This window comes from Rheinheimera texasensis (assembly GCF_964031785.1).
Classification (GTDB): domain Bacteria; phylum Pseudomonadota; class Gammaproteobacteria; order Enterobacterales; family Alteromonadaceae; genus Pararheinheimera; species Pararheinheimera texasensis_A.
On record NZ_CAXIRE010000024.1, the window covers coordinates 325,586 to 345,595 of the forward strand.

The window sequence follows — 20,010 nt, forward strand, 5'->3', positions numbered from 1 at the left end:
CACAGCGACCATGAATATCAGAAAGTTCGCATTCTGCCATGACAGGTCACGGCTTGCTGTGCTTTTTCGCCGAACAACAGAGTTATCTGACGACTCTCAGTTTGTTTATGTTTCTGAAGCTGCTGTTGCATACTTCCCGCAGCTAAAAATAGTTTGAGTACTCAAAACCAACAGCGTTGGATTGACGGCCTAGGATTTGAACATGATTGAAATGCAGGGCAAATGCCTGATTCTGCTCAGGGAACCAACTTAAAGCTGCTGACATCTGTTGAAAGCGACTCGGTTCACTGGCTTTCCCGGAATGTGCCATATATTGCAGTTGTAATTTAGTGTCGGCGGCAAGGGTAAACAGCATACCGGATTTAACGTAAATAAAACCGAGACTGTCTGCCAGATTGGTCGCCATACCAGCACCGGCCAGGCCAAACACAGTGACATCTTTGTGCAATCGATAGCTTTTGCCGAAGCCACCAGACAACTCACCGGTTGACCATCTGGAAAGATCTTGTCGCCAGCCTGGCCTGAATCCTAAATAAAACTCACCGGACCATACTGGAAATGCCGCTGAATCTGGCGCCAGCGAGATGGCGGAATACAAAGTAAATTCGCGTAGTTGCAGCGCTGTGCCTTTGTCGTTGATGGCCACACTGATTTTGGCAATTTGTAATTCAGATTCTGTCAGATATTGGCGATTATCGCCTTGTAACAGATGTCCGGCTGGCAAGAAATCGACAACCAGCGCACTCCCATTTGCATCCTGCAACAGGCTGGCGCTGAATGCGGCATCCTGCGGAGTCCTGGCCGGATGTTTGTAATGACTCAGGTCTAGTGTTTGATCTGTGTCGAGTCGCATACGAGAGCGGATATTTTCTGCTTGCTGCGGGGACATTTTCAACTGGCTGACCGATTGTTCCAGTCGCATATCGAGGTATCGCGCTGCCAGTGGGTGTGTCAGGGCATTCTCTGCCGCGCTGAACTCATTGAGACTGGAGATCTCGTCAAGCTGCGCTTTTATTTGCGAAGGGAGTGTGTCTGCCATCGCATAAAATAACCAGGGGCTGGCCGCATCAATGATGGTGGACTGGACCATTTGTTGGTTAGTGGCAGCTTTAACGACATCGATTGGGCTGACGATGGGCCTGCGATCTTGCAGGATCTCAGGTTTAAGCAAGGCGAGCATTTCCAGAGTCAAGGTGGCGCAGTTAAATGACTGGAAATAGTAGGTGAGTTCAACCTGATGAAGCTCCCAAATATGCAGCTGAAGCAATCGCTTATTCTGCGCATCAGCAGACAAATTAAATTGCCAGAGATTCCGCTGTTCAATGTCTCGATATTGTTTCAGATCTGCGGCAAAGGGTCTGACACTAAAAAAGCCTGGCATGCCCGTCATCGTGCTTTCAACGATCAGTTTTGCCGGATTCAGTGTGGTGATTTCGGTAAAGTAGGCCAATGAGTGTGCAACCGCATTGCCTTTTGAATTAGTGCCGCTGACCTTTATAAAAATATGACCGAGCATACTTGTAGCTGACGAGGTTACTTCTGACGCATAAACGAGTTCAATCTTTTCGAAAGGCACGTGTTTGATGAAGTTCTCGAGTTGCGGACAGCGTTCAAACCTATCCTCAGCCAAAGGTAAATTTAGTTTTTCCGCCAGGAAAGTGATGCGGGCCGGAAATCGACAGAAGGCGAGTTGGGGATCTTGGCGAAACAGTTCCAGCGTTTTTGCCATCTCAGCTTCGGGTGAAAAATTGCCGGCAGAGAGCAGAAAATCCGGATCAGTGATTTGCGCCTGGCCTTGATAGCTGTGCAGCAACAGTTGCCATTGCGTTGTGTTTGCTGGTGTTAAAGATGGGTTCGCAGTGACACAAAAAGACGTGGCTAAAACAAACAGAGCTGGTATCAACCAGCTCTTGATGCTGTAAACAAATGGCACTGAAATTACTGAGCGGCGCAAGTGACTTCGACAGAGTCTGCATAATTCCACATCTTACCTGTGGAGCCGTCAGTGGTTGAGCCTAATACACCACCAATGATGATGTTACCCCAGAATACCGGTGCAATCGTTTTCTTGATTGGCGTTGCAGTGTGGCAGCCTGGCGTTGTGCTGGTCACGACTTTATCTTTACCGTCACGTAACACAACTACCATACCTGGTGTTGTGGTTTTTTTATCATCAACTGTCACTTCGATAGGTTGATTGTTAGATGCAGTGACTTTGATACTTTGTTCTTCTGCAGTCATGACACTGGCACAGCCAGACAGAGCTAAAACCACCGTTGCAATACACAAATTTTTCATTTCTAGTCCTTAGTATTTTTTAAAGTGCTTCCTAAAAGCGCCCCAAATGTATACTTGAGGAAAATCAATATCAATATTTTGTACACTCAAAGTGAATTGAGTGGTTGTTTGTTAAGCGGCTTAAGCGCTCACGCTTTGACACAAACAAACAGCGCATTGCCGGATTGGCCATCCCATGCCACCAGTTTGTCGTAATCGTGTTGCAGCATTTGCACGTCGAAATAGGGCGTCAGCAGCTGTTGTAATTCAGTAAAAGTGACGGCGACCATCGGATGGGCGTCTTGCCAGATTTCGCTCTGGTCGTTTGCAGTTTTTTCGATACGCAGCCGCAGTTGTTGCTGCTCACCCTGGCCTGAGTAAAACCAGCCGGAGCTGAACTGAAATAAGCTGTTGCCGTGCACGGCCTGATGCGACACGAATGATTGGTTGTCGATTTGGCTTTTATCGACAGCATTAAAACAAAACACGCCGCCGCTATTTAATGCCAGATGCGCCTGCCGAATACAGGCTTTAAGGCCTTCGATGCTCTGACTGTAATGCAACGAGTATAAAAAACAGGTGATGAGGTCCACCGGCGCATTGACCGCAAATTCGCACATATTCTGGCAGGAAAAACTCGCTTCCGGGCAGCGTTGCTGCGCAAGGTTCAACATTGGCTGATTGAGGTCGAGGCCGGCACTCTGATAACCTAAATCCAATAAATAACGGATATGTGGGCCTGTGCCGCAGGCTAAATCCAGATGACGTTTGCCACCGTTGCCGAAAAACTGCTGGATGCGGTGCACTGTCGCGCTTTGCGCCTGATAATTGATGTCCGCGCACATCAAATCGTAGTAACCGGACAAATCGGTGTAGAGGGCAGTGGCAGTCATGGCAGGTCCGGTTAGTGCAGCAAAAAAGGCGCGCAAGATAGCATAAATCGCCGCCTGCTGCGACCTGTCGCATGCAGGGGGGCCATGGCCGATTTTGTCGCAAAACTGCCGGTCGCGGTTGTCATCATTCTTGACCACAACAATGTGAGGGGGCTCTTGTGAGAATCAAACTAATACTGACGCAACTGCTGTTATGGGTTTTGGCTGTTGGCGCTGCTGTGTTAACCGGTGCGCCGGATTTTTATGCGTTGCTACTGTTACCGGTCATTGCCGTTATCGCCATGGCGGCTTTATGGCGGGCTACTGCGCCAAAAGCCGACTGCTGTAATTCATAATTCCCGCAGCAGATCTCATAAATGTAAGCGCTTTACAAATGCGGGGCAGACGGGTAACTATCTGAGTAACTGACAAAAAAAGGAATCTCAGATGATGATCAAACTTTACCAAAGCGCTGCGCTGTTGATGGCGGGCCTGCTGGCCGGTTTTACCGCGTTGCCGCTTGCTGCAAGTCCAGCCGTTTCCTTACTGGACCCGACTCTGAGTCAATGGGAAACCTATCTGAGCTACCGCCATCAGGAGCATTACAATGGCAGTCAGCCAACTGATGCTGCAGGGAAACTGTTGGCGCCGCTCGGCGTTTTTCCGGGGCTGGACCCACATGGTGTGTTCACGCTAATTCAACAGGATGGGGAGACGGTGCTACGCGTCAGTGGCGAAATCTATGGTGCCCTGACCAGCAAACAAAGTTTTCGTAATTATCGACTGACGCTGCAATACCGCTTCGGCGAGAAAAAATGGCCACCGCGGTTACAAAAACTCAAAGACAGCGGCATTTTGTATCACGCCAACGGCCCGCACGGACAAGAGTATTTCCGCTCCTGGATGTTGTCGCAGGAATTTCAGATCATGCAAGGCCATACCGGCGATTATTGGCAGCAGGCTGATTCGGCGATTGATATCCGTGCCTTTCAACCCGAAGGTGAGATGAATGCGGTGGCAGATGTCACGCAGCCGTTCCTGAAAACCGGCCGGGGTAGCGGCGGCCCGGGGTTTGTCATGCGCCAGTTGAATGCCGAAAAGCCAGACAACCAATGGAATACCGTGGAGCTGATATGTTTTGAGGGCCAAAGCCTGCACATTGTGAACGGCCAGGTGGTGATGGTGCTGAAGAACTCCCGTTATCATCGGGACGGCCGTGATATCGAGATGTGGCAAGGCAAGATTCAGCTGCAAAGTGAAGCGGCCGAAGTGTTTTATCAGAATATCCGGCTGCAACCGCTGGATAAACTGCCGGCGCAATATGCCGGGTATTTCTGACAAGCAATGACGCTATTGCAAAGCCAGGCTAAATCCAGCGTACTGAACACCAGATAAAAGTTGCACAAGATTTCCCGTGCGCTGAGTATAAAGTCGGGTCTCGACGCGACGGAGTTGATATGTCTACATCTGCTATTGCGCTTATCACTGGTGCCAGCCGTGGCATCGGTGCTGCAACGGCGCGGCTGTTCGCGCAGCAAGGGTATACGCTCGGGCTGAATTACCATCAAAATTATGCCGCCGCCGCAGCGCTCGCCAGCGAGCTTCGCGCCGCCGGTTGTCGTTGCATTCTGCTGCAGGCCGATATTGCTGACGAAGCGCAAGTGCTGGCGATGTTTCAGCGGCTGGATGCGGAACTTGGCCCTTTGTCGGTGCTCGTTAATAACGCTGCCATTTTACAGCCACAAAGCCCCATCAGCGGGATCAGCGCAGCCCGCTTTGCCGCTATTTTACAAACCAATGTGATCGGCACTTTTTTGTGCTGCCAGCAGGCGGTGCTGCGGATGCGCACAGATTCAGGTGGGCAGGGCGGCGTTATAGTGAATGTCTCGTCTGGCGCTGCTAAAAGCGGTTCACCCAACGAATATATTGATTATGCTGCCTCCAAAGGCGCGGTGGATACTCTGACCCGGGGCCTGGCGCTGGAAGTGGCGGCGCAGGGCATTCGTGTCAATACGGTGCGGCCAGGCTTTATCTATACCGATATGCATACCGCCGCTGGCGAACCTGGTCGGGTCGACCGGCTGAAAAGCTGCATTCCGCTGGGGCGTGGCGGCCACGCTGCTGAAGTCGCACAGGCGATTGCCTGGCTGGCATCAGATGCAGCCAGTTTTACCACCGGCAGTTTTATTGATGTTTGTGGCGGGGTTTAACGTGCTGAATTTATTGAGGACTGCAATGATGTTACAACGCTGGATCATATTACTGGCCGGGTTTGGCATGCTGCTGCCAGTACAAGCCATAGAACAAACTAAAGCGGTTAAAGTCAGCACTGTGCTGAAAACCCAAACCAGTTGGGATGGCCAGCCGCTGCAATATCCGGCGGGTCAGGCTGAAGTCACCGGTATGCTGATTGAAATCGCGCCAGGTGGTGAAACCGGCTGGCATCTGCATCCGGTTCCTTCCTTCGGCATGGTGTTGGAAGGCGAACTTGAGGTGACGTTAAAAGACGGGCGGAAAAATAGGCTGAAAACCGGTGACGCTTTGGCTGAGGTCGTGAACACCGCACACAATGGCCGCAATGTTGGTACTGTGCCAGTCAAACTAGTGGTGTTTTACGCCGGCAGCAAAGGCCAGCCGTTGTCACAGAAAACTGGCTCAGAGCCTGCGGCCGCGATGAAGCACTGAATGTCGGTATTAATCGGGCATCAGTCGGGCATCAATCGGGCTGTGCCGGCGTGCTTAACCGGTAAGCGCTTGGCGTCATCCCTGTCACGCGGGCAAACTCTTTGTGGAAATTGGATTTAGTAGCAAAGCCGGCCTGATACATCACCTCGGTAACCGCCAATGGCGGGCTTTGCAGTAACAGCTGTTTGGCTTTTTCGATGCGTTTGTCATTTAACAGCACAGAAAAACTGGCGCCATAACATTGATTAACCGCCAGCGACAATTGTCGCGCCGGCACCTGTAGTTTTCGCGCGGCCTGCGCCAGCGTAATGCCAAATTCCAGCTGGTACAGCTGCTGTTGCTCGAGCAGCGCCAGCCAGCGTTGATACACTTCCTGCAATTTTTCAGCGGCGGCCGTTGTTTCGACGGCATGCGTTTCCGGCGCCTCGATAGCAGCAAACGAGCCCTGGGTTTTTGAAACTTGCGGTTGTATCTGCGGTTTCTGGTCACTTCGTTGATACAGCCATTCCAGCAGAGGGCTGCGCTGCAACGCAAATAACAATGTCAGCAGATGTAAGAGCAGAAACAGCGCTGCTGCCGGCAACAGCAAGGCCGATTGTGATGGGCTGCCGCCTTGTTGTATTTCCAGATAAAGCGCCGCTTCTATCAGCAGATTGCTGCCAAGCAAAGCACCTTGCAGCTGCAGATAGCGCCTGGCCACAGGGGCCGCGTCACCAAGCGGCGCCAGCAGCGTCGGAGCACGTAACAGCGTAAAACCCACGGCAGATAAATAAGCGGCATAGCTCAGCAGCAAAAACAGATCGAGATAATCCAGCCATTCGGAGCGACGCAGTAGCAGATAAAACGTCAGGGCGGCCGGGCCCAAATGCCAAAAGTCTCGGCGCCTGAGCCCCGCGTCGGGGCGCTGCAGCAGCTGAAAAAAACACCAGAATAGCGGTGCCAGCAGCATAGCACCGATGGGTCTTAACATGGCTTGCCCGGCAAATAGCTCTATGTGCTGCAGTGCCAGCACGAACCAAAGGCTTTGGCTGCCGTACAGCAAATAAGTCGCGCCAGTGAAACGCAGGGGCCAGGGCCGGCCTTGTCGGCTCAGCAAAAAATGCAGCCCCAGTAACAGGCACAATAACGCGATAGCGCTGTGCAGCATAACTAATTCATTCATCAGAAATATCAGTGTCGTCGAACCCGCAAAAGCGCAGTGTAACGCGCTCGCGCAGGTGGCAACAGGCGAATTTAACGTCCTCAAGCGTGTTTCAGGACGCCACAATGCGGGCAAATGCTCAGTCTGGCGGCAGTGAAACCAATGAGGACTTCTGATGCACGAGATAACACAACAGGCCCGCCGCTGGATGCTGACGCTACAAATTCTGCTTTGCTGGCTGCTCATTCCTGTGGCCGATGCGGCAAATCAGGCGCAAGCCGACGAACTGCTGTTTGGCGGCGCGCGCACAGTGCAATGCAAAACACCGGCTGCAATGCGCCAGCAGGGTTATATCCGGCTTGGCGGTATAGAGCAGTGGGTCAGTATCAACACCAGCAACTGCACTTTTCCGCTGATCCTGTTTTTACACGGTGGCCCGGCAAATCCAATCAGCCCTTTTGCCGACGCGATTTATGCCGGCTGGGAGCAGCAGTTTACGTTGGTACAATGGGACCAGCGCGCCAGTGGCAAAACCTGGTTGCGCAAGCAGCCGGCGACAGGCGAGCGCCTGACTTTGGCGCAAATGACGCAGGATGGTCTGGAGCTGGTGCAGTATCTGCAACTAATCCTGGGCAACAGGCCGCTGATTTTGATGGGCAGCTCCTGGGGCTCGGCGCTAGGGGTTAAAATGGTACAGCAACAACCGCAGTGGTTTGCTGCTTATGTCGGCAGCTCCCAGCTGGTCAGCGGACTACAAAACCAACAGGCGAGTTATCAGGCCGTTTTGACACTGGCCACTGCAGCACAGGCTCAGGCGGCGTTGGCCCAGTTGAGTAAAATGGGGCCACCGCCTTATGCCAGACCGAGCGGCATGTTACGCCGCCTGACCCGCCAGTATGAAGCAAAACTTGCCACCCCAGCGCCGGCGCATTGGTGGCAAGCGTCGCCAGCTTTTGAGCTGGAAAAACAGGCGCCCGCCTATGAAGCAGCAGAAGATTATTCGTTTTTACAGTTTATGGGGTTTGATGCAGAAACGGGCCAGACAACAAGCGGCATGTTCCACGACATTGAATTACAACGCGATGCCACAGCGCTGAAACTTCCGGTGTATTTCATTCAGGGCGAGGCTGACCTCGTCACAGTACCAGCAGTCACCCGCGCCTATTTCAATGCGATCCGGGCGCCACATAAAGAACTGATTATGGTGGCCAAAGCCGGGCATGGCCCGAATGCGCAAAGCATAGCCGCCGAGTGGCAGCTGGTGCAGCGCATCCGGGCGCAGCTTATTGGCCAATAAGGAATCATGTCACGGGTTGCCGCTTTTATCCGGCAAGTTCAGCCCGGCAACTTCAGCGCAGAAAAGTCTGGCCGGCGTAGCCGGGGTGTGGCGGCATAACAGCCCAGCACCAACGCACAAAGGCCGGCACTGATAGCAAAAAGCGCCGGCCCACCGAGGGCGTCGATAATCAGGCCGCCAATAAAGGGCGACAAGCTAAAGCCAATGGCATAAAGGCTGGCGGCACCAAAATAACTGCCGCGCAGCGCCGGGTGCGCCAGTTGGTCCAGATGTACATTCATATTGGCAAAAAGCACCGCTTCACCAATGCTGAGTACCGCCATCGCCCCCAGCCAGCCCCAAAACCAGTCGACCGGATTCAAGGCAAACCAGATTTGTGACAACCCCAATAACACCACACCCAAGTGAATGCGTTTGATCACAGTCCAGTGGCCAAGTAAACGCAACAGCGGAAATTGGCAAGTGACAATAATCAGCGAATTCACCATCACCAGGCTGGAAATGAGTGTCACCAGCTCAGGGAAATCAGCCCGGGTCAAATATTGGATCAGGCTTGAATCAGCATGGGCATAAATAAAGTTAATCAGAATATTGGCAAGGATAATCACGGCAAACAGCTGATCTTGCCGCAGCAACTGCAAAATAGCTGCGAAATTCAACGTATGTGTAGGCCGGCTCTGCGCCGCGCTGTTCGCGAGTTTTCCGGGTCTGTGTAGCCACAATAATCCTAAGCCTAAAGCGCCATAGGAAGCCGCAGTGATAAAAAAACCATGCGGATTACCGCTTAAACCAGCCCATAAACCCAATACCGGGCCACAGGCTGCGCCAGCGTTCACCATAAAATACAGGCCCTGCAGTGCCAGCTCACGGTCTTTGCTGTCGGGCAATAAATCGCCGAGCCAGGCTTTGCTGGGCGCGTCCCACAAAGCTCGGGGCAGGGTCGCCAGAAAAATACAGCCCAGCATCAAGGGCAAAGTGTTGGCCAGCGCCAACGCAGAATAGGCCAGTACGCCGGTGACAGCACCGGCCAGCATCAGCGGTTTGCGGCCAAAACGGTCAGACAAATGGCCAGCATAAAAACCAGCGACCACAGCAGTGAGTGCCGCCGCGGTCAGCCAAAAACCGGTTTCGGTCGCCGTTAAGGCGTAGCGCTGATATAAAATCACCGCCAGAAATGGCCAGACCATAAAATAACTGCCGCGGACAAAAAAATTGCCCCACAGCAACAACCACACCGGCGCCGGCAGCTGTTTCACCCGCTGCCAGGACAACACTTGCGCTGACATTTTGCCTCCTGCATATTGAAGATCATCAGCATGCCGAAAAAGCCGCGTGCAGACCAGTGCACAAAGCTGCTGTTTCAGAAAAGCTTTGTTTCCAAAGGTTACATGACGGACTTGAATGGCTGCGATAAAAGCAGGAGGAAACATGTATCAGGGCAGTTGTTTATGCGGCACAGTCGTCTATCAGTTGCACGGTGAGCCGCGGCGGGTCTCACATTGTCATTGCCGGATGTGTCAGAAGCAGCACGGTGCGGCTTTTGCCACTTATCTGAGCCTGCCGGCGACGGAATTGCATTACACGCAGGGTGCTGATGCCATCAGCCGCTATCAGTCTTCGGCCAATGTAACACGTGGTTTCTGCCGGCACTGCGGTTCCACCCTGGAATGGCGCGCCAGTACCGAACCCAATGGTTATGTCGCGCTGACCGTCGCGACGCTGGACACTCCCATTCATTTTGCGGATATCCCGCATATCTGCACTGAAAGCAAAAGCAGCTGGTGTCCGTGCTGAACTCTGCTCAGGCCCTCAGATCAGTTTTTTACATAGTCAGAAGTCCGAAGTGACTTCATCAGGGAGGAACTTTTGTCTTATCACATTCGTGTCGCGACGGCGGCAGACCATGATGCCATCAGTGCTTTGTTACTACCGCTGGTCGAAAAATTCATTGCGCCGGATTGTTCGGCGGAAGGCACCACGCTGTTACTCGGGGCAATGCAACCGCAGGCAATCCTCGGGTATCTGCATGGCGATTACCGGTACTGGTTAGCAGAAGACGCAGCAGGTCTGGGCGGCGTCATTGCCGTAAAGGGCCACAACCATCTGTATCATTTGTTTGTGGCTGAGCGGGCGCAGGGGCAGGGACTGGCACGACAGCTATGGTCGCACTTGCTGGCGGAGTGTCAGGACCAGGATGAGTTTACCGTGAATGCCTCCTTGTTTGCCTTGCCAATGTACCAACATTTGGGTTTTGTTGCTGAACAAGGTCCGCGTGAGCGGATGGGCATTGTAGACGTGCCGATGCGGCTCATTCTGCGGCCGCGTTTTGCCGGAGATAAGCGATAAAACAGCTAACCACTTTCGCCTGGAAACGTCTCTACCACCGCTGTACTGCCGTCGGATCGTTGCGACACCGGTATGACTTTTTGCTGCGGACTGCTAAGTTAAATCAACGCGATACCATCCAAACAAAAAACAGGAGACAGCTGATGGCAACAGTGGCGAAGTGGTTTTATCCGGTGTTAGTTCTGGCGTTGTTGTGGAATTTAATGGGGCTGTTTGTATTCTGGACCGATGCGACTATGACGCCGGAACAAGTCGCGGCGATGCCGGCAGCGATGCAGGAGGTGTACAACAGCCGGCCGTTATGGTCCGTGCTGTCCACGGCTGCGGCCGTGATTGGCGGCACACTGGGGACTGTGTTGTTGTTACTGCGTTTGCCGCTGGCCTTGCCGCTTCTGGTGTTGTCGTTACTAGGCGTTGTGCTGCAGGATGTCAGTTTTGCACTGCAGCCAGCGGCCCGCGCATTGATTGACCAAACAGTGGTTATGCTGCAAGGCCTGGTGTTACTCGTGGCACTTGGGTTGGTGTATCTGACGCGGCTTGCCGGTCAGCGCGGCTGGCTGAAAAACCGCTAAAGTGACGTCATACTGCGGTCGCCTGGCGCGACCAGCCGGCGGACTTTTTGTTATGCTGCGGTTTTTTCTGCAACCGGAGCCTTTATGCAGTCTGTTATAGATTTTGTCTTAGAACTGGACAAGCTCAAAACTGTCACCCGTAAAACCAAAACACTGCATAGCGACCGCTATGAAAATTCGGCTGAACACAGCTGGCAAATTGCTATGCTGGCCTGGTCACTGGCGCCTTATGCGCCGGCAAATACCGACATCAACCAGGTGATTAAACTACTGCTTGTGCACGACATTGGCGAAATTGATACCGGCGATACTATTGTTTACGCCAATGCCGACTGGGACGCGCTCAAGGCGGAAGAGCTGGCGGCGGTACAGCGGATTTTTGGTTTGTTGCCTGACGGAGCGGCGGCAGAACTCTTAGCGTTATGGCAGGAATTTGAAGCCGGCTCGACCATCGAAGCGCAATTTGCCCACGCCTGCGACCGCGCGATGCCTGTGCTGCTGAATCTGGCGAACAACGGTCAGAGCTGGCGCGAAAACGGCATTAGTTATCAACGAGTCGTGGCGCGGATAGAGGCACCGATCTCTCAGGGCTGTCCGGCGCTTTGGCAGTATTTAGCGCAGCGTCTGGCTGATGCGCGGCACGCCGGCTGGTTTGGCTGCTGAGAGGCTATTGAGGGGCAATCAGAGCCAGGTTGACCCTCGACGCCAGAACGCCTAAGCTGGAAGTCTAACGTCAGAAATTCTGGTGATTAATCATGGGTATAGGTTCTCAAATCGGCATGTTAGCGGCGATGGCGTTGTCAGTCTTTGTCATTGGCGGATTGTGGTATTCGAAGCTGTTATTCGGCGCGCGCTGGTGCGCTTACGCCGGCATCGATATGGATAAACCACAAGGTCATCCGGCGCGGGTGTTTGGTATCAGCCTGTTGTTTTCGGCGTTGGCCGCTATCGGTTTTGTGTTTGTATTCGGCCAGCCGGCGTCGTTGCATTTGTCGGTACACAACGGTTTGATGGTCGGTTTCTTTTTTGTCTTCACCAGCTTTGGCATCAATTATCAGTTTGCGAATCGGCCCTGGCCTATGCTGCTGATTGATGGTGGTTATCATCTTTTGCAATTTGCAACTTATGGTTTGATTGTTGGGTTATGGCCGCATTGACGGCCTTGTTTCAGAGGGATCTGTGATGAAATTTCGGATTGAACAAAAAATACTGAGCCTGACCGATAGTTTTGATATCGATGACGAAGACGGCCGGCTCGCGTTTACAGTTAAAGGCAAGTTCTTCAGTATTTCCAGCAGCCAGACTATGTATGATCTGGCTGAGCGCGAAGTACTGAAAATCAAACGCAAATATCTGACTATTCTGCCTGCCTGCCGGCTGGTGGCACCGTCTGGAGAAGAATGGCTGGTACGCAAAAAGTTCTGGCCATTCTGGCGAGCATCTTTTTCGGTACAGACTCCGCAAGGTACTTTAGAGATTGATGGCAATCTGTGGCAACGTGAATACCGCATCACGCAAAACGATCAATTACTGGCGCGGGTGTCTAAAGCCTGGTTCAGTTGGTCAGACAGCTACGGAGTCGAAATCTACCGCCCCGAATGGGCAGTGCCCTTACTTGGTGCTGTGATTGTCATTGACCGCATCCAGCATGCCGGTACCAATTCAGTGTTAAGCGACGATTGAGTGAGGCTGCGGATCCACAGCATTGCAGCACAGTTCAGTTTCATCTGAACTTATCGCTTTTTTTCTGCGCTTGGTCGCTGCACTGCGTGGTTTCACCGCAGCATCCTGTTATAACAACCTGGGCTTAGCACAAAGCACAGGACTCCCTATGAATTACCAGATCCGACCGGATGACTTACAAAGCCCGGAAATTGCCGCCTTACTGGCGGCACATATGGCGGATATGCAAGCCACCTCACCACCAGAAAGTGTCCATGCGCTGGACCTGGCTGCGCTGCGCCAGCCAGAGATCCGTTTCTGGACTTTATGGCATCAAGCTGATTCGACAGCGCCTGCGCTGCTGGCTGGCTGTATCGCACTGAAACAGCTGGATGAACAGCATGGTGAAATTAAATCGACCCGGGTGGATCCGTCCTGTCGTGGTCATGGTTATGGTCGTCTGTTAGTTGAACATCTGCTGGCAGAGGCCAGACAAAGCGGCTTCAAACGCGTCAGTCTGGAAACCGGTTCTATGGCGTTTTTTCAGCCGGCTCGAGCGCTTTATCAAAAATACGGTTTCATAGAATGTCCGCCTTTTGCTGATTACCAGGAAGACCCGAACAGTGTTTTTATGACGCTGGCGCTTTGACAGTAAGTTCTGTTTACAATTTACCTTTCGACGCTGAAAACATTTCAGCTTAATTTAGCGCAAGGTGCCGCAGGCACTTCGCAACCAAAAACAACAACCGGCCTGTCCGGACCCAATACAGAGGAACACGCCAGTGCGACATTCATTATTAGCCCTTGCCATCGCCGCAGTCCTGACCGGCTGTAATCCGGCGCCGGATAACAAAGACAACAACAGCACAGCGCCGGCTCAGACCGAAGCGGCCAAGCCAGTTGAAACCGCAGCAGTGCAGCCATCAGAGTCCGAACGGATTAATCAGTGGTTTGAGCAAAAATACGAAGAACAATTGCAGATGAGCCCGCTGCAGATGACTTTCCAGGGCCGCAAAGACAAAAACGACCAGATTGATGATGTGACCGAAGCCGGCGAAGACAAAATGCTGGCCTGGTACGCCGCTACTGTGGAAGAGCTGAAAAGCAAGTTTGATTACAGCAAACTCGATACTGAAGCCAAAACTTCATACGATTTATGGATTTACCAATACGAAGAAGTTCGTGACGCTGCACCGTTCCGCATTAATCAGTATGTGTTTAACCAGATGCAGGGCATTCATGCGTTACTGCCACAGGTGATGATCAACTTCCATAAAGTGGAAGAAGTCAAAGACATGGAAGCCTATATCAGCCGTATCGGTGGCATTGCCAAAGCAATCGCCGAGCTGCAACAACGGGCGAAAAAATATGCTGACGCTGGCGTGCGGCCACCGCGTTTTGCTTATGAGGGCGTGATTGAGCAGGTCAATAATTTGATTGCCGGTGCGCCATTTGCCGAATCTGATAAAGAATCACCGCTGTGGAGCGACGCCAAAGGCAAAATTGAAGCGCTGAAAAAAGCCGACAAGCTGGACGACGTCACTGCACAGAAACTGACCGATGATGTTAAAAACGCGCTGACCAGCCAGTTCCTACCGGCTTATCAGAATCTGGCGACTTTCCTCACCAGCGAGCTGGATAAAACGGCGGTGAACCCGACTGGCGTATCAACCCAGCCAAATGGTGTGGCTTATTACAACCTGCGATTGAAGCAGTCGACCACCACAGATTTAACCGCTGAGCAAATTCACCAGATTGGCCTCGACGAAGTTGCACGCCTGACCAAAGAGATGAACATCATCAAGGATCAGGTTGGCTTTAAAGGCTCATTACAGGATTTCTTCAAGTTCATCAAAACCGACAAGCAGTTCTTCTATGATGATACCGACGAAGGCCGTCAGGCGTATTTAAAAGATTCTGAAGCCTTTATCCGCGAGATTGAGGCCAAGTTGCCACAGTATTTCGGTATCCTGCCAAAAGCACCGTTGATCATCAAACGGGTGGAACCTTTCCGCGAACAGCCTGGCGCAGCGCAGCATTATTTCCCGGGCACGCCGGATGGCAAACGTCCGGGCATTTATTACGCGCATCTGTCAGACATGAAAGCGATGCCAAAAAATGAAATGGAAGCTATTGCGTACCATGAAGGCAGCCCGGGCCACCATATGCAGATCTCGATTGCACAGGAGCTGACCGGTGTGCCGAAATTCCGTACTCAGGCCGGATTCACCGCTTATCAGGAAGGTTGGGCGCTGTATACCGAAACACTGGCGAAAGAAATGGGTCAGTATAAAAACCCGTACAACGATTTTGGCCGCTTGATCACCGAAATGTGGCGGGCAGTGCGGTTGGTAGTTGATACTGGTATGCACGCCAAAGGCTGGACTGAGCAACAGGCGGTCGAATACTTCCTGGCCAATTCACCTGTGGCTGAAGGTGCGGTGAAATCTGAAGTGCGCCGTTATCTGGTATGGCCGGGTCAGGCCACGTCTTATAAAATCGGCATGCTGAAAATTTTAGAGCTGCGCGCCAAAGCCAAAGCCGATTTAGGCGATAAATTTGATATCCGTGGTTTCCATGACACTGTGCTCGGTGGTGGTGCGCTGCCACTGAAAGTCCTGGAACAGCGGGTACAAAACTGGGTGGATGCAGTCAAAAAACAAGGCTGATACCAAGCCGGTCGCAGTGACAAGCAACGATAAGAAAAACCCCGGCAAACGCCGGGGTTTTGTTTTTTTACTGTGCGAAACGACCAGTCAGGCCGTCGCTTGGCATCATTCAATAAAATACCAATAACCGAGATTAATCAGTTCGGTCATTAAACCGGCTTTATTGGCGTCAGCGGCAATCCATTGGCAGGCTTCTTCATCGAGCTGCACCTGTTCTGACAATAACTGCACAAATGGCAGCGCTTCAGCCGGCAGGGTTATGGTCAGGCCATTGATAAATAACTGGATATCGGCGTCGATATGCGCATGGTGGTAACAAATCCGCAGTCCGCCCAAACGGCCTAACACCGAACCTTCCGCCAGATATTCGATGATTTCGTCAGCTGCATAGTGCGGCTCAGGTTCGCTGGCATCCAGCTCATGTTTGGCATGGCTGATGTACTGGCCAAAATAGCTCGCCAGTAAAGCGCGGTTATTGACCAGTCCGAGCAATAACTGCTGCACCTGATCCAAATCAGCGTCGCTGATGCGGCCGATATCGCTGACCGGCAGGCGATGTGGATCTGTGTAACGGGCACCGCTCTGGTCCTGTTCAATCAGGAAGTCGGCAAGCCCGGTCAGCAAATCTTTTTGCGCCGGCGCGCGAAAACCCACCGAATAACTCAGGCTGGCGTCGACCGAGATTCCATCGTGCGGGCAGCCCGGCGGAATATACAGAATATCGCCAGGTTCAGTGATGACATCAATACAATCAACAAAAGGTGTGATCTGCAACAACCGCGGGTGCGGGCAAATTTGCTGCAGGCTGGCGTCCGGCATGCCGACGCGCCAGTGCCGTTTTCCCATGCCCTGAATGATAAACACATCATATTGGTCCAGATGCGGGCCGACACCACCACCGGGTGTCGAATAGCTCACCATCAAATCGTCTATTCGCCAGTTTGGGATAAAACGAAATGGCTCGATCAGCTGTGCCGCTTCAGGGTGCCAGTGATCGACTGCCTGTACTAACAAGGTCCAGCCTTGTTCACCAAAAGCACTGTAATCTTCAAAAGGCCCGGTTTCTAACTGCCACTGGCCGTCAGTGGTTTTGGCAACGACACGGGACTCGATGTCTTCTTCAGTAGCAAGACCAGCCAGTTCGTCCGGCGTCAGCGGATCGGCGAAATCAGTAAAGCCGCCTTTGAGCAGCACTGGTTTTTTTTGCCAGTACTGCGCCATAAATTCGGCAACAGTGAGCTGGCCAAGATGCAATTGATACATAAAAAATCCTTAAACAAAAGGGCGGTAGACCGCCCTTGTTGTGCTTATTGCAGGCTGTCGACCAGCGCGATGGCGGCACCGAGATAATTATCCGGCCGCATTTGCTTCAGCTCGGCTTTGGCAGCATCCGGCAGGGCCAGATTGTCGATAAAGACGGCCAAATCTGCCGGCGAAATCCGCTTGCCACGGGTCAGCTCTTTCAGTTTTTCATATGGTTTTTCAATACCATAGCGGCGCATCACTGTTTGTACCGGCTCGGCCAGTAATTCCCAGTTCTGGTCCAGCTCAGTTAACAGGTTAACTTCGTTGACTTCCAGTTTGCTGATGCCTTTGAGTGTGGCGTGATAAGCAATTAAGGTATAACCGAAACCGACGCCTAAGTTACGCAGCACGGTCGAATCCGTCAGGTCACGCTGCCAGCGTGACACCGGCAGTTTGCTCGCCAGATGCTGGAAAATGGCGTTGGCGACACCGAGGTTGCCTTCGGAGTTCTCAAAATCAATCGGATTGACTTTGTGCGGCATCGTTGATGAGCCAATTTCGCCGGCGATGGTGCGCTGTTTAAAGTGACCCAGTGCAATATAACCCCAGACGTCGCGGTCAAAGTCGATCAGAATCGTGTTAAACCGCGCTACTGCATCAAACAGCTCGGCGATGTAATCATGCGGCTCAATCTGCGTGGTGAACGGGTTCCACGTGAGGCCGAGGCTGGTAACAAATTGTTCAGAGATTTGGTGCCAGTCTAAAGTCGGGTAGGCGGATAAATGCGCATTGTAGTTACCGACAGCGCCGTTAAATTTACCGAGCATTTCAACAGCCGCTACCTGATTGCGCTGGCGCTGCAGGCGGATATAGACGTTGGCCATTTCTTTGCCAAGCGTGGTTGGCGATGCCGGCTGGCCGTGAGTGCGGGCCATCATCGGAATGGTTTTGTACTGCACGGCTAAGGCTTTGATGGATGCCAGCAACTGGTCCATCAATGGCAACAGCACCTGATCGCGTGCTGTCGTTAACATCAGACCGTGAGATAAGTTATTGATATCTTCAGAAGTACAGGCGAAATGGATAAATTCGCTGATCGCGGCTAATTCGGCGTTGCCGGCCACTTTTTCTTTCAGCAGATATTCCACCGCTTTGACGTCATGGTTAGTGGTGCGCTCAATTTCTTTGACACGTTCTGCGTCGGCGAGGCTGAAATTGTCGACAATTGAGTTCAGCAAGGCATTGGCACTGGCAGATAACGCCGGCACTTCAGTGATACCGGCGATGGTCGCCATCTGCTGCAACCAGCGTACTTCAACGGTGACGCGGAATTTAATCAGGCCGAATTCACTGAAAATGTCCCGCAATTCTGTAGTGCGGCTGCCGTAACGCCCGTCCACCGGAGAGATGGCGGTTAATGCGTTGAGTTCCATGACGACTCCCTTAAGCTAATTGTTGTAAAACCTGCTGTGTTTCGCGCAGCAATGCTTTGCGCTGAAACAGAAAATGATAACGGCGGCCACCGGCCTGACGCCACAGCACCGCAGAGCGCACGGCTGCCAGCAACAAAGCGCGGATTTTTTGCTGCACCGCGCTTTGTTTTAATTGCTCTGGCACACCAGCTATCTGAATGCGGTTGCCAAGCGGACTGATATGTTCGACATAAATGTCGGCAATGCTGGCGATGATATTGTCATCGGTGACCTGAAAGTGCTGCAGTTGCTGTTGCAGTCGTTCGATGCGTTTACCGACGGCGCCTAAACTGTCCTTTGATTTGTTCAGCAAACGTTCCAGCACCAGCACCGCCATCACATAACGGGTCAGTTCCAGATCTTTGCGCGGCTGATCGCCGAGCTGCGCTGCGAGAATATGGTAACCACCGGCCAGATTCGCCAGTTTGCCGCCATAGATATCGACGGCTTCAGCCGGATTTTGCTCGGCAATACTTTGTAATAAAGTCTGCAGTACACCGGGTTCCAGTGCTTCACCACGGGCGATTTGCTGTACTGCACGTACCGCCAGACAAATAGCGGACAGCGCCAGCACTTGCGTAGAAATAGATTGATTCATCACTGTAAAGCCTCATCAATGATGCCGCCGCCGAGGCAGATTTCGTTTAAGTAGAACACCGCAGACTGACCCGGTGTCACCGCTTTTTGCGGTTCATCAAACAGCACTTCCAGCCGGTCCGCGTCAAGGCGGCGTAAGGTGCAGGGAATGTCTTGTTGGCGGTAACGGGTTTTCACGCTGCAGCGCAGCGTGTCAGCCGGGCCTTGCCGGTCGACCCAATGCAGTTGGGTGGCAGTCAGACCACGTGACAGCAGGCTGGGGTGGTCGTGCCCCTGGGCAACGATCAGCTGATTGTTGATTAAATCTTTGCTGACGACATACCAGGGCTCTTCGCCACCGTCTTTAGTGCCGCCAATGCCAAGGCCTTTGCGCTGGCCAAGTGTGTGATACATCAGGCCTTCGTGGCGGCCGATTTTTTCGCCATCGACGGTGATGATGTCGCCAGGCTGTGCCGGCAGGTATTTTTGCAGGAAATCTTTAAATTTGCGCTCGCCAATAAAACAGATGCCGGTGGAATCTTTTTTATTGTGGGTGATGAGGCCCTGTTGTTCGGCGATAGCGCGAACAGCCGGTTTTTCCAGATGACCGACCGGAAACAACGTTTGCGCAACGTGTTGTTCGCCGATGGTGTAGAGGAAATAACTTTGGTCTTTGTTGGTATCGAGGCCACGCAGCAATTGCCAGTGGCCATCCACTTCGCGGCGCTGCACATAATGGCCGGTGGCGATATAGTCGGCACCGAGTGCCTCAGCGGCAAATTCAAGGAAGGCTTTAAACTTAATTTCCTTGTTGCACATGATGTCCGGGTTTGGCGTGCGACCTGCTTTGTATTCGGCCAGGAAATACTCAAACACATTGTCCCAGTATTCGGCGGCAAAATTCACTTTATGCAGCTTAATGCCAAGGGCGTCACACACCTGCTGCGCGTCTTTTAAATCTTCGGCTGCAGCGCAGTATTCGTCATTATCATCTTCTTCCCAGTTCTTCATAAACAGGCCTTCGACCTGATAGCCCTGCTGGATTAACAGATAGGCTGAGACTGAGGAATCAACGCCGCCGGACATACCGACAATGACTTTTTTGCTGCTGTTTTCTGACATAACCTGCGCTTTGTGGAAAAAATGAGGCGCGGATTATAGCATCATTTCATGGCCAACACAGCCCGCGCGCAGCA

22 protein-coding genes are annotated in these 20,010 nt (G+C 52.5%); 13 read left to right on the plus strand and 9 right to left on the minus strand.

Going from position 1 to position 20,010, the window contains the following annotated elements; all coding sequences use genetic code 11:
- Window positions 1-142: 142 nt before the first annotated feature.
- From ABNT34_RS20045 to ABNT34_RS20055, 3 genes are all read right to left on the minus strand, one after another.
- A complete protein-coding gene (locus ABNT34_RS20045; RefSeq protein WP_348734678.1) occupies window positions 143-1,933 on the minus strand; it encodes a DUF4105 domain-containing protein in 1,791 nt (596 codons plus the stop codon).
- 5 nt (window positions 1,934-1,938) lie between these two features.
- Entirely contained in the window at window positions 1,939-2,298 is a 360-nt protein-coding gene (locus ABNT34_RS20050) for a hypothetical protein (protein ID WP_348734679.1), read from the minus strand.
- Between the two features lie 128 nt (window positions 2,299-2,426).
- Window positions 2,427-3,170, minus strand: a complete 744-nt coding sequence (locus tag ABNT34_RS20055; RefSeq protein ID WP_348734680.1) for a class I SAM-dependent methyltransferase — start codon at window positions 3,168-3,170, stop codon at window positions 2,427-2,429.
- A 158-nt stretch (window positions 3,171-3,328) separates the two neighbouring features.
- Between ABNT34_RS20055 and ABNT34_RS20060 the strand changes: the two genes are divergently transcribed.
- From ABNT34_RS20060 to ABNT34_RS20075, 4 genes are all read left to right on the plus strand, one after another.
- Window positions 3,329-3,505 carry a hypothetical protein gene (locus tag ABNT34_RS20060; RefSeq protein ID WP_348734681.1) on the plus strand — a complete coding sequence of 59 codons (177 nt, stop codon included), beginning with the start codon at window positions 3,329-3,331 and terminating at the stop codon, window positions 3,503-3,505.
- Between the two features lie 91 nt (window positions 3,506-3,596).
- Complete coding sequence (locus ABNT34_RS20065; RefSeq protein ID WP_348734682.1) at window positions 3,597-4,487, plus strand: DUF1080 domain-containing protein; 891 nt, start codon at window positions 3,597-3,599, stop codon at window positions 4,485-4,487.
- 119 nt (window positions 4,488-4,606) lie between these two features.
- On the plus strand, window positions 4,607-5,359 hold the full coding sequence (locus ABNT34_RS20070) for an SDR family oxidoreductase (protein WP_348734683.1): 753 nt from the start codon (window positions 4,607-4,609) through the stop codon (window positions 5,357-5,359).
- Between the two features lie 28 nt (window positions 5,360-5,387).
- Window positions 5,388-5,834, plus strand: coding sequence for a cupin domain-containing protein (locus ABNT34_RS20075; protein ID WP_348734684.1), 447 nt, complete (start codon window positions 5,388-5,390; stop codon window positions 5,832-5,834).
- Window positions 5,835-5,865: 31 nt separating this feature from the next.
- Here the strand turns inward: ABNT34_RS20075 and ABNT34_RS20080 are convergent, their stop codons facing one another.
- Window positions 5,866-6,996 carry a helix-turn-helix domain-containing protein gene (locus ABNT34_RS20080; protein WP_348734685.1) on the minus strand — a complete coding sequence of 377 codons (1,131 nt, stop codon included), beginning with the start codon at window positions 6,994-6,996 and terminating at the stop codon, window positions 5,866-5,868.
- A 154-nt stretch (window positions 6,997-7,150) separates the two neighbouring features.
- Here ABNT34_RS20080 and ABNT34_RS20085 point away from each other — a divergent pair, with 154 nt between their 5' ends.
- Complete coding sequence (locus ABNT34_RS20085) at window positions 7,151-8,272, plus strand: alpha/beta hydrolase (RefSeq protein ID WP_348734686.1); 1,122 nt, start codon at window positions 7,151-7,153, stop codon at window positions 8,270-8,272.
- Window positions 8,273-8,310: 38 nt separating this feature from the next.
- On the opposite strand, the gene ABNT34_RS20090 is transcribed toward ABNT34_RS20085, so the two are convergent.
- A complete protein-coding gene (locus tag ABNT34_RS20090) occupies window positions 8,311-9,558 on the minus strand; it encodes an MFS transporter (RefSeq protein ID WP_348734687.1) in 1,248 nt (415 codons plus the stop codon).
- A 142-nt stretch (window positions 9,559-9,700) separates the two neighbouring features.
- On the opposite strand from ABNT34_RS20090, the gene ABNT34_RS20095 reads away from it, so the two are divergent.
- From ABNT34_RS20095 to ABNT34_RS20130, 8 genes are all read left to right on the plus strand, one after another.
- Window positions 9,701-10,066 carry a GFA family protein gene (locus ABNT34_RS20095; protein WP_348734688.1) on the plus strand — a complete coding sequence of 122 codons (366 nt, stop codon included), beginning with the start codon at window positions 9,701-9,703 and terminating at the stop codon, window positions 10,064-10,066.
- Between the two features lie 72 nt (window positions 10,067-10,138).
- Window positions 10,139-10,618 (plus strand): GNAT family N-acetyltransferase, encoded by a 480-nt coding sequence (locus ABNT34_RS20100; protein ID WP_348734689.1) that lies wholly within the window; start codon window positions 10,139-10,141, stop codon window positions 10,616-10,618.
- A 143-nt stretch (window positions 10,619-10,761) separates the two neighbouring features.
- Window positions 10,762-11,190, plus strand: coding sequence for a hypothetical protein (locus tag ABNT34_RS20105; RefSeq protein ID WP_348734690.1), 429 nt, complete (start codon window positions 10,762-10,764; stop codon window positions 11,188-11,190).
- An 84-nt stretch (window positions 11,191-11,274) separates the two neighbouring features.
- Window positions 11,275-11,853, plus strand: a complete 579-nt coding sequence (locus ABNT34_RS20110; protein WP_348734691.1) for an HD domain-containing protein — start codon at window positions 11,275-11,277, stop codon at window positions 11,851-11,853.
- A gap of 92 nt (window positions 11,854-11,945) precedes the next feature.
- Window positions 11,946-12,347 carry a DUF1761 domain-containing protein gene (locus tag ABNT34_RS20115; protein ID WP_348734692.1) on the plus strand — a complete coding sequence of 134 codons (402 nt, stop codon included), beginning with the start codon at window positions 11,946-11,948 and terminating at the stop codon, window positions 12,345-12,347.
- A gap of 25 nt (window positions 12,348-12,372) precedes the next feature.
- Window positions 12,373-12,873, plus strand: coding sequence for an LURP-one-related family protein (locus ABNT34_RS20120; RefSeq protein WP_348734693.1), 501 nt, complete (start codon window positions 12,373-12,375; stop codon window positions 12,871-12,873).
- Between the two features lie 148 nt (window positions 12,874-13,021).
- Complete coding sequence (locus ABNT34_RS20125) at window positions 13,022-13,501, plus strand: GNAT family N-acetyltransferase (RefSeq protein WP_348734694.1); 480 nt, start codon at window positions 13,022-13,024, stop codon at window positions 13,499-13,501.
- Between the two features lie 133 nt (window positions 13,502-13,634).
- Window positions 13,635-15,521 (plus strand): DUF885 domain-containing protein, encoded by a 1,887-nt coding sequence (locus ABNT34_RS20130; RefSeq protein WP_348734695.1) that lies wholly within the window; start codon window positions 13,635-13,637, stop codon window positions 15,519-15,521.
- Window positions 15,522-15,626: 105 nt separating this feature from the next.
- Here the strand turns inward: ABNT34_RS20130 and ABNT34_RS20135 are convergent, their stop codons facing one another.
- Genes ABNT34_RS20135 through mnmA form a run of 4 tightly spaced genes read right to left on the minus strand, consistent with a single transcriptional unit; the run spans window position 15,627 to window position 19,936 of the window.
- Window positions 15,627-16,784: a cupin domain-containing protein gene (locus ABNT34_RS20135; protein ID WP_348734696.1), complete on the minus strand. Its 1,158-nt coding sequence runs from the start codon at window positions 16,782-16,784 to the stop codon at window positions 15,627-15,629.
- Between the two features lie 44 nt (window positions 16,785-16,828).
- A complete protein-coding gene (gene purB / locus ABNT34_RS20140) occupies window positions 16,829-18,199 on the minus strand; it encodes an adenylosuccinate lyase (protein WP_348734697.1) in 1,371 nt (456 codons plus the stop codon).
- Window positions 18,200-18,209: 10 nt separating this feature from the next.
- A complete protein-coding gene (hflD, locus tag ABNT34_RS20145; RefSeq protein WP_348734698.1) occupies window positions 18,210-18,836 on the minus strand; it encodes a high frequency lysogenization protein HflD in 627 nt (208 codons plus the stop codon).
- A complete protein-coding gene (gene mnmA / locus ABNT34_RS20150) occupies window positions 18,836-19,936 on the minus strand; it encodes a tRNA 2-thiouridine(34) synthase MnmA (RefSeq protein ID WP_348734699.1) in 1,101 nt (366 codons plus the stop codon). Before mnmA ends, hflD begins: the two co-directional genes overlap by 1 nt.
- Window positions 19,937-20,010 lie beyond the last annotated feature (74 nt).

Coding starts and splice junctions, on each gene's coding strand:
- ABNT34_RS20050 (WP_348734679.1), bottom strand. CDS start 2,298: ATGAAAAATTTGTGTATTGCAACGGTGGTTTTAGCTCTGTCTGGCTGT.
- ABNT34_RS20055 (WP_348734680.1), bottom strand. CDS start 3,170: ATGACTGCCACTGCCCTCTACACCGATTTGTCCGGTTACTACGATTTG.
- ABNT34_RS20065 (WP_348734682.1), top strand. CDS start 3,597: ATGATGATCAAACTTTACCAAAGCGCTGCGCTGTTGATGGCGGGCCTG.
- ABNT34_RS20070 (WP_348734683.1), top strand. CDS start 4,607: ATGTCTACATCTGCTATTGCGCTTATCACTGGTGCCAGCCGTGGCATC.
- ABNT34_RS20075 (WP_348734684.1), top strand. CDS start 5,388: ATGTTACAACGCTGGATCATATTACTGGCCGGGTTTGGCATGCTGCTG.
- ABNT34_RS20080 (WP_348734685.1), bottom strand. CDS start 6,996: ATGAATGAATTAGTTATGCTGCACAGCGCTATCGCGTTATTGTGCCTG.
- ABNT34_RS20085 (WP_348734686.1), top strand. CDS start 7,151: ATGCACGAGATAACACAACAGGCCCGCCGCTGGATGCTGACGCTACAA.
- ABNT34_RS20090 (WP_348734687.1), bottom strand. CDS start 9,558: ATGTCAGCGCAAGTGTTGTCCTGGCAGCGGGTGAAACAGCTGCCGGCG.
- ABNT34_RS20095 (WP_348734688.1), top strand. CDS start 9,701: ATGTATCAGGGCAGTTGTTTATGCGGCACAGTCGTCTATCAGTTGCAC.
- ABNT34_RS20105 (WP_348734690.1), top strand. CDS start 10,762: ATGGCAACAGTGGCGAAGTGGTTTTATCCGGTGTTAGTTCTGGCGTTG.
- ABNT34_RS20110 (WP_348734691.1), top strand. CDS start 11,275: ATGCAGTCTGTTATAGATTTTGTCTTAGAACTGGACAAGCTCAAAACT.
- ABNT34_RS20115 (WP_348734692.1), top strand. CDS start 11,946: ATGGGTATAGGTTCTCAAATCGGCATGTTAGCGGCGATGGCGTTGTCA.
- ABNT34_RS20120 (WP_348734693.1), top strand. CDS start 12,373: ATGAAATTTCGGATTGAACAAAAAATACTGAGCCTGACCGATAGTTTT.
- ABNT34_RS20125 (WP_348734694.1), top strand. CDS start 13,022: ATGAATTACCAGATCCGACCGGATGACTTACAAAGCCCGGAAATTGCC.
- ABNT34_RS20135 (WP_348734696.1), bottom strand. CDS start 16,784: ATGTATCAATTGCATCTTGGCCAGCTCACTGTTGCCGAATTTATGGCG.
- purB (WP_348734697.1), bottom strand. CDS start 18,199: ATGGAACTCAACGCATTAACCGCCATCTCTCCGGTGGACGGGCGTTAC.
- hflD (WP_348734698.1), bottom strand. CDS start 18,836: ATGAATCAATCTATTTCTACGCAAGTGCTGGCGCTGTCCGCTATTTGT.
- mnmA (WP_348734699.1), bottom strand. CDS start 19,936: ATGTCAGAAAACAGCAGCAAAAAAGTCATTGTCGGTATGTCCGGCGGC.